The 10,610-nt window shown below is 73.3% G+C and carries 10 protein-coding genes and 1 pseudogene; 6 read left to right on the top strand and 5 right to left on the bottom strand.

What is annotated here, in order from left to right:
- The 4 genes and pseudogenes from ABZ371_RS22510 to ABZ371_RS22495 form a co-directional block, all read right to left on the bottom strand.
- Nucleotides 1-378 (bottom strand): roadblock/LC7 domain-containing protein (locus ABZ371_RS22510; protein WP_358682567.1); only part of this gene is annotated, 378 nt, incomplete at its 3' end.
- A gap of 38 nt (nucleotides 379-416) precedes the next feature.
- Entirely contained in the window at nucleotides 417-1,163 is a 747-nt protein-coding gene (locus ABZ371_RS22505) for a transcriptional regulator (protein WP_358682572.1), read from the bottom strand.
- Nucleotides 1,164-1,222: 59 nt separating this feature from the next.
- Nucleotides 1,223-1,696 carry a hypothetical protein gene (locus tag ABZ371_RS22500; RefSeq protein ID WP_358682564.1) on the bottom strand — a complete coding sequence of 158 codons (474 nt, stop codon included), beginning with the start codon at nucleotides 1,694-1,696 and terminating at the stop codon, nucleotides 1,223-1,225.
- A 263-nt stretch (nucleotides 1,697-1,959) separates the two neighbouring features.
- Nucleotides 1,960-2,267: pseudogene (locus ABZ371_RS22495) on the bottom strand (amino acid permease); the annotation flags it as partial.
- A gap of 121 nt (nucleotides 2,268-2,388) precedes the next feature.
- Between ABZ371_RS22495 and hutU the strand changes: the two are divergent.
- The 4 genes from hutU to hutI all read left to right on the top strand — a co-directional run bounded on the left by hutU (nucleotide 2,389) and on the right by hutI (nucleotide 7,968).
- Nucleotides 2,389-4,053, top strand: a complete 1,665-nt coding sequence (gene hutU / locus ABZ371_RS22490) for a urocanate hydratase (RefSeq protein WP_358682561.1) — start codon at nucleotides 2,389-2,391, stop codon at nucleotides 4,051-4,053.
- Nucleotides 4,054-4,112: 59 nt separating this feature from the next.
- Complete coding sequence (locus ABZ371_RS22485; RefSeq protein ID WP_358682569.1) at nucleotides 4,113-5,327, top strand: allantoate amidohydrolase; 1,215 nt, start codon at nucleotides 4,113-4,115, stop codon at nucleotides 5,325-5,327.
- Complete coding sequence (locus tag ABZ371_RS22480; RefSeq protein ID WP_358682558.1) at nucleotides 5,318-6,688, top strand: formimidoylglutamate deiminase; 1,371 nt, start codon at nucleotides 5,318-5,320, stop codon at nucleotides 6,686-6,688. The genes ABZ371_RS22485 and ABZ371_RS22480 overlap by 10 nt, the downstream gene beginning before the upstream one ends.
- A gap of 98 nt (nucleotides 6,689-6,786) precedes the next feature.
- On the top strand, nucleotides 6,787-7,968 hold the full coding sequence (gene hutI / locus ABZ371_RS22475) for an imidazolonepropionase (protein ID WP_358682556.1): 1,182 nt from the start codon (nucleotides 6,787-6,789) through the stop codon (nucleotides 7,966-7,968).
- Nucleotides 7,969-8,177: 209 nt separating this feature from the next.
- Here hutI and ABZ371_RS22470 read toward each other — a convergent pair whose 3' ends face one another.
- Nucleotides 8,178-9,155, bottom strand: coding sequence for an RNA polymerase sigma factor SigF (locus ABZ371_RS22470; RefSeq protein ID WP_358682553.1), 978 nt, complete (start codon nucleotides 9,153-9,155; stop codon nucleotides 8,178-8,180).
- A gap of 290 nt (nucleotides 9,156-9,445) precedes the next feature.
- Here ABZ371_RS22470 and ABZ371_RS22465 point away from each other — a divergent pair, with 290 nt between their 5' ends.
- Together ABZ371_RS22465 and ABZ371_RS22460 are read left to right on the top strand one after the other, a co-directional pair.
- The gene (locus tag ABZ371_RS22465; protein ID WP_358682551.1) at nucleotides 9,446-9,814 is read left to right on the top strand and encodes an STAS domain-containing protein; all 369 of its coding nucleotides are present in this window, start codon (nucleotides 9,446-9,448) and stop codon (nucleotides 9,812-9,814) included.
- A gap of 180 nt (nucleotides 9,815-9,994) precedes the next feature.
- Nucleotides 9,995-10,489: an ATP-binding protein gene (locus ABZ371_RS22460; protein WP_358682548.1), complete on the top strand. Its 495-nt coding sequence runs from the start codon at nucleotides 9,995-9,997 to the stop codon at nucleotides 10,487-10,489.
- Nucleotides 10,490-10,610: the final 121 nt, after the last annotated feature.

The following is a 10,610-nucleotide window of genomic DNA, read 5'->3' as shown; positions in this document are numbered from 1 at the left end:
GGCCGCGTCGACCACGCCGCCGATCCGCGCGCCGGCCCTGCGGCCCTCCAGGTGCAGCCGGCCGACGTTGATGCGGTCCTCGGCCAGCAGGGTCAGGACGGCGGAGGAGCCCGCGGCGTACGTCGCGATGTAGCCGTTCTCGCCACGGATCAGGAGCTCGCGGAAGCCCCCGCGGCCGGTGGCGTCGGTCATCCGGATCGACACGCCGAGCGCGGCGGCGGTCAGCGCGGCGACGCCCTCCGCCTCGATGCCCGGGGTGTCCTGGGCGACCACGAGGCCGTCGGTGCTGGCGGCGAGGGCGCCCGCCAGGAGCGGAACGCGGGCCCGTAACCGCTGGAGCTCGTCGAGGACATCCTGCGCTTCGGCCTCGGGCACCATCAGCTGTCTCCTCCCGGCACGCTGTCTGAGCGCGCGTATCACAGGGCCTCCAATGCGTCTCTGAGCCGGCGCAGCAGGGCGACGTCCGGGTCGGCCGTGACCTCGGGCAGCTCGATCCGGCCGGGAGCGGTGGCCCCCTGCCCGTCGGCGGGCGAACGCACCGCACCGACCAGCCCGGCGGCAGCCAGCCGGCGCAGGTCGATCAGGATGTGGAAGGCCGAGCGGCCCAGCTCCCGTGCGATGTCCGTGGCCGTGCGCACACCGTCCACGAGGTCGAGGACGCGGCGCTGGCGCGGCGGGACCGGGACGTCGACCGGGTGGGCGGCCGGGACGAGCGGGGCGCTGTCCGTCAGCGCGTCCGGCCAGATGCGCTCCAGCAGCTCCCGGCGCCGGAGCGTCTCGCGCTGCACGGCGTCCACGGGCACCGGGTGGACCGGGCCGATCCAGTGGGAGACCCCGTAGCGGAAGCGGGCGGGGGTGTGAGTGGGGGCCAGTGCGAAGAAGGCGGCGTCGTACAGGGCTCCCAGGTGGCACAGCTCCAGTGCGCCGCCCGCCACCCGGCCGCTGTCCACGAGGTAGCGCCCGACCCGCTGTCCCGCGCCGGCCTGTGCGACCGCGTCCCACCAGCCCTCGCTGCGCAGGGCGCCCCCGGCGGTCAGCAGGACGTCTATACCGGGGGTCTCGGGGCTCTCGGCGTGGACGACCTGGCCGTCGGCGAGGTACAGGGTGCCGCGGTCGCGCATCAGCGCGCCGGTGGCGCGCTCCGCCGCGAGCCGCTGCAGCATGGGGGAGAGGACGGAGGGTTCGGCTGTGCCGGACGGGACCGAGGCGGACGGACTCGGACTCATGCCAGGACCAGCCGCTCCGCTATGTCGCCGAGCCGCATCCGCGCGAGGGCGAGGTTGCCCTCCTCGCGGCCCAGCCAGAGGTGGAGGAAGACGCTGCTGTCGAAGGACGTCTCCACGAAACGCAGGATGTGGTAACCGGATGCGGTGGTGACGATGACGTCCTCGACCGGGAGGCCGGGGGCCCGGGTGCCCGCGGGGCCGGGTAGGAGCCGGGCGTCCGCGGGGCCGGGCGGGCCCGGCCGGGCCGGGCGGGGGTGCGACGGATCCGCCGCGGGGTCGCGGGCGAAGACCGGCTGTTCGGCCGCCATCCTCGCCACCTCGGCCGTCTCGGCGGCCGTCGCCTCGTGGTCGCCGTTGGGCGACTCGCCGATGGTGCCGAGGGCGAGACCGCTGGTCCAGTCGATCACCGCGGCACCCCGGGCACCGGGCAGTCTCATGACGTCGAGCAGGCACTCGTCGATTCCGGGCACCGCGGATTCCCTCCCGACCTGGCGTACGGCTGTGATGAAGAGGCTACGCAACGTGCTCGGTGCCGGTGGGGGTTCTGGCATTTTCCACAGGTACATGCGGACGTTCGTGTAGAGGACCGCAGGTGCGCGTGTGACAGCCGGCCGCCACGTGTCCGACCCTCGCCGTACCGCGGTGGGGCGCCGCCCCGCCCGCCGTCGTCCGGTCCGCTCGCGGCCCCGCACCATCACCCCGTTGTCGGCCCGGAGCGCGATGCCGATCAGCCGAGCGCCCCCGCCCTCACGCGGACGTCCGCCTCCCGGCCGGCCGGCGGGCCTGCCAGGACGGGGGACGTGGAGGTGCGGGTGCCGGGGATGGCAGGGCTGTCGGGGTGCGGAAGGGCGGATGGTCCACCGGGTCCCGGCGCGGGACGAGTACGGCGACGTCGGCGAAGGCGACGACGGAGGGCAGCAGGAAGGACGTGGTGTCCCCCGGGCCCTCGATCCCGATGGAGACGAGGCCGACGGCGAGCACGGTCACGAAGCCGATGCCGGCCCACGGGCCGCGGCGCCCGGCGAGCCCTCGGCCCATGGCGCTCGACCTGTGCCCGGCGGCGCGCGTGCCGCCCTGTTGACTAGGAGTATTCAGGAAGTCAGGATGTGAATAGAACGGTCACAGTGTTCTTGACGGCCGCAGTCGCGAGGAGGCATCCCCCATGTCAGGACCCCGCCCCGTACGGGCACCGCGCGGTACGGAACTGAGCGCCCTGGGATGGCAGCAGGAAGCCGCCCTCCGCATGCTGCAGAACAACCTCGACCCCGAGGTCGCCGAGCACCCCGACAAGCTCGTCGTCTACGGCGGCACCGGCAAGGCGGCCCGCGACTGGCGGTCGTTCGACGCCATGGTGCGCACGCTGCGGACGCTCAAGCAGGACGAGACGATGCTCGTCCAGTCCGGACGCCCGGTCGGGGTGATGCAGACCCACGAGTGGGCACCGCGTGTCCTGATCGCCAACTCCAACCTGGTCGGCGACTGGGCCAACTGGGAGGAGTTCCGCCGGCTGGAGGCGCTCGGCCTGACCATGTACGGGCAGATGACCGCCGGTTCCTGGATCTACATCGGTACGCAGGGCATCCTCCAGGGCACGTACGAGACGTTCGCCGCCGTCGCCGCCAAGCGGTTCGGCGGCACGCTGGCGGGCACCATCACGCTCACCGCCGGCCTCGGCGGCATGGGCGGGGCCCAGCCGCTGGCCGTGACGATGAACGACGGTGTCGCCCTCTGCATCGACTGCGATCCGCGGGCCATCGAACGCCGCATCGAGCACCGTTTCCTGGACGTCCGGGCCGACTCGCTCGAGCACGCGCTCCAGCTGGCCGTCGAGGCGCGCGACGCCAGGCGCCCGCTCTCCATCGGGCTGCTGGGCAACGCGGCGGAACTGCTGCCCCGCATGCTCGCCGAGGGCGCGCCCGTCGACATCGTCACCGACCAGACCAGTGCCCACGACCCGCTCGCCTACCTGCCGGCCGGTGTCGACTTCGACGACATGGCGTCGTACGCGGCCGAGAAGCCCGCCGACTTCACCCGGCGGGCCCGCGAGTCGATGGCCGCGCACGTCGAGGCCATGGTCGGCTTCATGGACGCCGGTGCGGAGGTCTTCGACTACGGCAACTCGATCCGTGGCGAGGCCCAACTCGCCGGGTACACCAGGGCCTTCGACTTTCCCGGCTTCGTGCCCGCCTACATCCGGCCGCTCTTCTGCGAGGGCAGGGGCCCCTTCCGCTGGGCGGCCCTGTCGGGTGAGGCCTCGGACATCCACAGGACCGACAAGGCGATGCTCGAACTCTTCCCCGAGAACGAGTCGCTGCACCGCTGGATCAGGATGGCCGGTGAGCGGGTCCAGTTCCAGGGGCTGCCGGCCCGCATCTGCTGGCTCGGGTACGGAGAACGCGACCGGGCGGGGGAGCGGTTCAACGACATGGTGGCGAGCGGGGAGCTCGCCGCGCCCCTGGCCATCGGACGTGACCACCTGGACTGCGGATCGGTCGCCTCGCCCTACCGCGAGACCGAGGCCATGCTCGACGGCTCCGACGCGATCGCGGACTGGCCGCTGCTGAACGCCATGGTCAACGTGGCCTCGGGCGCGTCCTGGGTCTCCCTGCACCACGGCGGCGGGGTCGGCATGGGACGCTCCATCCACGCCGGGCAGGTCACCGTCGCCGACGGTACGAAGCTGGCCGGCGAGAAGATCCGCAGGGTCCTGACCAACGACCCGGGCATGGGCGTCATCCGGCACGTCGACGCCGGCTACGACATCGCGGAGTCCGTCGCCTCGGACAAGGGCGTGCGGGTCCCCATGGCGGAGGGCGACGGCCGGTGACCCCGACCGCCGACAGCGCAGTGCGGGGGGCCTCGTCGCAGCCGCAGTCGTTCGACGCCATGTGGCGCGGCCTCGCACCCATCGGGCTGCACGCCGGCAGCGGCGGCTACCGGCGGCACGCCTGGACCGGCGCGGACCTGGACTGCCGTGAGTGGTTCAAGGCCCAGGCGGAGTCCCGGGGCCTCGTCCACGAGACCGACCGCAACGGCAACCAGTGGGCCTGGTACGGGGACCCGCTCGCCGGGGACGCCGTCGTCACCGGCTCGCACCTGGACTCCGTGCCGGACGGGGGCGCCTTCGACGGGCCCCTCGGCGTCGTCTCCTCCTTCGCCGCCTTCGACGAACTCCGCCGCAGGGGAGCGGATTTCGTGAAGCCGTTCGCCATCACCAACTTCGGTGACGAGGAGGGGGCCCGCTTCGGGCTCGCCTGCGTCGGCTCCCGGCTCGCCGCCGGGCAGCTGACGGTGGAGAAGGCGCACCAGCTCCGGGACGGGGAAGGGATCCCGCTGCCCCGGGCCATGGAGAAGGCCGGGTACGACCCGGACGCCATCGGCCCCGATCCCGGACGGCTCGCGCGGATCGGCGCCTTCGTCGAGCTCCACGTGGAACAGGGGCGCGCCCTGGACGCCGACGGGCACCCGGTCGGCGTCGCCTCGGCCATCTGGCCGCACGGCCGTTGGCGGTTCGACTTCCGGGGCGAGGCCAACCACGCGGGCACCACCCGGCTCGCCGACCGCCGCGACCCGATGCTGACGTACGCCGAGACCGTGCTCGCCGCCCGGCGCGAGGCGGAACTCGCCGGAGGGCTGGCGACCTTCGGCAAGGTCTCCGTCGAGCCGAACGGGGTGAACGCCATCCCGTCCCTCGTGCGGGGCTGGCTCGACTCGCGGGCCGCCGACCAGGCCACGCTCGACGCCGTCGTCGGCGGGATCGAGCGCGCCGCCCGGGAGCACGCCGAGCGGTCCGGGATCGACCTCGACGTCGTGCGGGAGTCCTTCACCCCCGTCGTGGAGTTCCAGCACGCCCTGCGGGACGAGGTCTGCCGGATCCTGGGGAGGCGGGGCCCGGACGGCACGGGACGCGACGTGCCCGTGCTCGGCACCGGGGCGGGACACGACGCGGGTGTTTTGTCCGCCTCCGTGCCGACCGCCATGCTGTTCGTACGGAACCCCACCGGGATCTCGCACTCGCCGGCCGAACACGCCCGCGAGGACGACTGCGTGGCCGGGGTGATCGCACTCGCCGACGTACTGGAAGGTCTCGCGTGCAGCTGACAACCCGACCGGCGGGCCCACCGGTCACCGCCACCTACTGGATGTCCCACGCCTGGCTCGGCACCCATGTCGAACCGGGTGTCGCCCTGGACGTGGCCGGAGGGCGCGTCGCGGGCGTGCGCACCGGCGCCGAGACGCCGCCGTCCGGGGCGGTCGCCCTGCGCGGCCTGACGCTCCCCGGGCTGGCCAACACCCACTCGCACGCCTTCCACCGGGCCCTGCGCTCCACCGTCCAGGTGGGCTCGGGCACCTTCTGGACGTGGCGCGACGTGATGTACCGGGCGGCCTCCCGGCTCACCCCGGACACCTACTACGACCTGGCCCGGGCGACGTACGCCGAGATGGCGCTGGCCGGGATCACCGCCGTCGGTGAGTTCCACTACCTGCACCACGCGCCGGGCGGCACGCCGTACGACAATCCGAACGCGATGGGGGAGGCACTCGTCGCCGCGGCGGCCGCCGCGGGCATCCGCATCACGCTGCTCGACACCGCCTATCTCTCGGCGGGCTTCGGGCGGGAGCCCGACCGCCACCAGCTCCGTTTCTCCGACACCACCGCCGACGCCTGGGCCGAGCGCGCCTCCCTCCTCGAGGCCGAGGACGATCGGACGGTGATCGGCGCCGCCATCCACTCCGTCCGCGCCGTCCCGGCCGGCGAACTCGCCACCGTCGCCCGGTGGGCGCGGGAGCGGGAGGCACCGCTGCACGTGCACCTGTCCGAGCAGAGGGCCGAGAACGACGCCTGTCTCGCGGCGCACGGGTGCACCCCCACCCGGCTCCTCGCGGACCACGGCGTCCTCGGCCCCCGCACCACGGGCATCCACAACACGCATCTGACGGCCGAGGACATCGAGCTCCTGGGATCCTCCCGGACCGGCACCTGCATGTGCCCCACCACCGAGCGGGACCTGGCCGACGGCATCGGTCCCGCCGCGGCCCTCCAGCGCGCGGGCTCCCCGCTCTCGCTGGGCAGCGACAGCCACGCGGTGATCGACCTCTTCGAGGAGGCCCGGGCGATGGAGCTCGACGAACGGCTCCGTACCCACGTCAGGGGGCACTGGACCGCGGCCGCCCTGCTCAGGGCGGCGTCCGCCGACGGGCACGCGGCCCTCGGCCGCCCCGACGCGGGCACCCTGGAGCCCGGTGCGCCGGCCGACCTCACGACCGTCGCGCTGGACTCCGTCAGAACAGCGGGGCCGCCGCCCCGGCTCGCAGCCGAAGCGGCCGTATTCGCCGCCTCCGCCGCGGACGTGCGGCACACGGTCGTGGCGGGCAGGCACATCGTCCGGGACGGCCACCACACACTCGTCGAGGACGTACCGCGCGCGCTGGCGACGGCCGTCGCGGCCCTGCACTCCTGACCCGCCCCCCACTCCTGACCCGCCCCGCACCCCCGGCCCGGCCCGCGCGCCGGGGGGCCCGGCGCGCGGCCGGTACCCACGACGAAAGGCGCGCCCAGATGACGACGACCGCCGTCACCCACATCGCCGCACTGGTCACCAACGACCCCTCCCTCGACGACGGAACCCCCCTGGGCCTGATCCGCGACGCGGCCGTCGTCATCGAGGGCGACCGCGTCGTCTGGACCGGTCCGTCCAGCAAAGCACCCGCCACCGACAACGCCGTCGACGCGGGCGGCCGGGCCATGATCCCCGGCTTCGTGGACTCGCACTCCCACCTGGTCTTCGCGGGTGACCGCACCGACGAGTTCAACGCGCGCATGTCCGGCCGGCCGTACTCCGCGGGCGGCATCCGCACGACCGTGTCCGCCACCCGCGCGGCCTCCGACGCGGAACTCTCCGCCAACGTCGCCCGCTACGTCGCCGAGGCGCTGCGGCAGGGCACGACCACCCTGGAGACGAAGTCCGGCTACGGGCTCACCGTCGAGGACGAGGCCCGCTCCCTTCGCGTCGCCGCCGGTCACACGGACGAGGTGACCTATCTCGGTGCCCACGTCGTCCCCGCCGACCACGCCGACGACCCGGCCGCTTACGTCGACCTGGTGACGGGGCCGATGCTGGACGCCTGCGCCCCGTACGCCCGGTGGATCGACGTCTTCTGCGAGCGGGGCGCCTTCGACGGGGACCAGGCGCGCGCGGTCCTGACCGCCGGTCTGGCCAGGGGCCTGCACCCCCGCGTCCACGCCAACCAGCTCGGGCACGGCCCGGGGGTCCAGCTCGCGGTGGAGCTCGACGCGGCGTCCGCCGACCACTGCACCCACCTCACCGACGCCGACGTGGACGCGCTCGGCCAGGGCGGTACGGTCGCCACCCTGCTGCCCGGCGCGGAGTTCTCCACCCGGGCGCGGTGGCCGGACGCCCGGCGCCTCCTGGACGCGGGCGCCACCGTGGCCCTGTCCACGGACTGCAACCCGGGGTCCTCCTTCACCTCCTCCATGCCCTTCTGTGTCGCCCTCGCGGTGCGGGACATGGGCATGACCCCCGACGAAGCCGTCTGGTCGGCCACCGCGGGTGGTGCCGCGGCCCTGCGCCGCAGCGACGTCGGCCGCATCGCGCCGGGCGCCCTCGCCGATCTCGTACTCCTCGACGCGCCCAGCCACGTCCACCTGGCCTACCGGCCCGGAGTCCCGCTGGTCCACAGGGTGTGGCGGCGTGGCGAGGAGGTGCGCGGGTCCCGGTAGCGGGGGGAGGCGGCGGTGCCACGGCGCCGTCGGCCGGAGGCATGGCGGCGGCCCGCCCCCGGTGCGTCGCGGTGCGCTGGTACCCGCCGAGGGCCGGACGGTGGCGATCCGTCAGCCGGGCCGGAAGGCCCGCAGCCGCACGGAAGGACCCGCCCGTTGCCGGGTCGGGTCCTTCCGCGACGACGTGCCCGGCTGTGCCGGGCCCGGGATCACTCCTCGACCGTCAGGCCCTTCCTGAGCTTGACGAGCGTCCGCGAGAGCAGCCGGGACACGTGCATCTGCGAGATGCCGAGCTCCTCGCCGATCTCCGACTGCGTCATGTTGTCGACGAACCGCAGGGAGAGGATCGTGCGGTCGCGCAGCGGCAGCGAGGCGATCAGCGGCTTGAGGGACTCGATGTACTCGATGCCCTCCAGGCCGTGGTCCTCGTACCCCATGCGGTCCGCGAGCGCGCCCTCGCTGTCACCGGTCTCGGACGTGGCGTCGAGCGAGCTCGCCGTGTAGGCGTTGCTCGCGGCCATGCCCTCCACGACCTCGTCGTCGCTGATGCCGAGGCGCTGGGCCAGTTCCTCCACGGTGGGCGCGCGGTCCAGCCGCTGCGCCAGCTCGTCGCCGGCCTTCGCGAGGTCCAGGCGCAGCTCCTGCAGCCGGCGCGGTACGCGCACGGACCAACTGGTGTCGCGGAAGAAGCGCTTGATCTCGCCGATGATGGTGGGCATCGCGAAGGTGGGGAACTCGACGCCCCGGCTGAGCTGGAAGCGGTCGATCGCCTTGATCAGGCCGATGGTGCCGACCTGGACGATGTCCTCCATGGGTTCGCTGCGGGTGCGGAACCGGGAGGCGGCGAACCTGACCAGCGCGAGGTTGAGTTCGACGAGTGTGTTGCGCACGTACGCGTACTCGTGGGTGCCCTCGTCGAGGGTCTCCAGCCGTGCGAAGAGCGTCTTGGAAAGCGCCCTGGCGTCGACGGCGCCGATTTCGGCGTAGGGCGGGATCTCGGGTAGGCCGTCGAGGCCCTCGTCCGGGAGGCCGTCGTGGCCGTCGCGGCCGGCGGTGGCTCCGGTGGGGGCGCCGCCCGCGCGCGGGCCGGGTACGGCGCTCGCGGCGGGGAGGTCTGAATCGGTCGGTCCCTGGGGACATGCCGACGTCGCGATGTGGGTACGCGATACGTCGAGCCGGGGTGACATGGGTCTCCTCCATCGTTCTCGGCATATGGCTGCCGATGCCCATACGTGTTCCTGCGGTGAAGCGGCGCCTCCGAGGCCGATCGCATGCCGGGTGAGTTGTCGCTACTACCCTTACCCGGTTCCAGCCACGAGTTACAAGCACCAATTGCTCATATATGTCCGGTTTGTTGAGTTCTCCGACTACCGTGTGGCGAGGGAAACGCGTAATGTTTCCCCGACGTCGGCGCAAGCCACGGAGACAGCCGCGGCACACTGCGCGGGCGATGAACGGACGGCGAAGAGGATCGGGCATGGACCGCGGGACGGTCGGCAGTGCGAACCGGGGTCGGCTACAGGTCGAGGTCCGGACCGAGGGGCTGAGCGAAGTCGTGACGCCGGTGGGTGAGCTCGATCACCACACGGCCGATCTGCTGCGGGAGCCTCTGGAGAACGCGGTCGAGCAGGGGCGCGTGCGCCTCGTGGTCGACTGCTCGCGCCTGGAGTTCTGCGACTCCACCGGGCTCAACGTGCTGCTCGGCGCTCGCCTCAAGGCCGAGGAGGGCGGCGGCGGGGTCCACCTGGCCGGAATGCAGCCCGTCGTGGCTCGCGTCTTCGAGATCACGGGGGCTGAGGCGGTCTTCACCGTCCACGCCTCGCTCGAAGAGGCCCTGAACGCCTGACCGCGGTGTTCCCCCGCGCCCGGTGATCCGCCGCGTCACGCTCTCGGCATAGCCGAAGTGGGTGTCGTCCCCCGGTGACCGGGCAGGAGAGATCCCAGCGGGGTCCTGAATCCCGCACACTCTGTAACTGACCAGTATCTGTTCGATGGCAACACGGTGAATCGGTGAGGTGAAGCGCTGATGAGCACCACCCGGCAGCATCCGCCGGGCGGCCTCGGCCGCGAGCCGGACGGCACGGGCGCTGCCTCTGCCGTCCCGGCCGACCGGCAGTGGCGCTCGCTCTCGCTGGGGCAGGCCAGCGGTATCGTGCCGACGGCCCGGGATTTCGCCCGGCAGGCGTTGTACGACTGGGGATGGCTCCCCGCGGAAGGCGCCGACCGGCGGGCGGCCGCCGAGGACGTCCTGCTGGTCGTCTCCGAGCTCGTGACGAACGCCTGCCTGCACGCGGGCGGCCCCGAAGAGCTGCGCATCGCCCACTCCGCCAAGGCCCTCCGTGTCGAGGTCGTCGACCGGGGCGCCGGCCAGCCGGCCCCGCGCACCCCGCACCGGGCCGGGCGCCCGGGTGGGCACGGCATGTTCATCGTGCAGCGGCTGTGCCTGGACTGGGGCGTCACGCGGACGCCGGACACGCCGGGCAAGACCGTCTGGGCGGAGCTCGCCGCACCACCCGCGTAGGCGGTCCGCCCCCGCTCTTCGCGATCGCACCCCTCAGGAGCGCGCCGGAAGTCTCACTGCCGCGCTCTCACTTACCGGCATTCGGAGTTTGGCTAAGGTCAGTAACCCGGTAGGGCCCATC

This window comes from Streptomyces sp. NPDC005899, assembly GCF_040629645.1.
GTDB lineage: Bacteria > Actinomycetota > Actinomycetes > Streptomycetales > Streptomycetaceae > Streptomyces.
The sequence above is the reverse complement of the archived record's forward strand: the minus strand, read 5'-3'. Positions and strand labels throughout refer to the sequence as shown.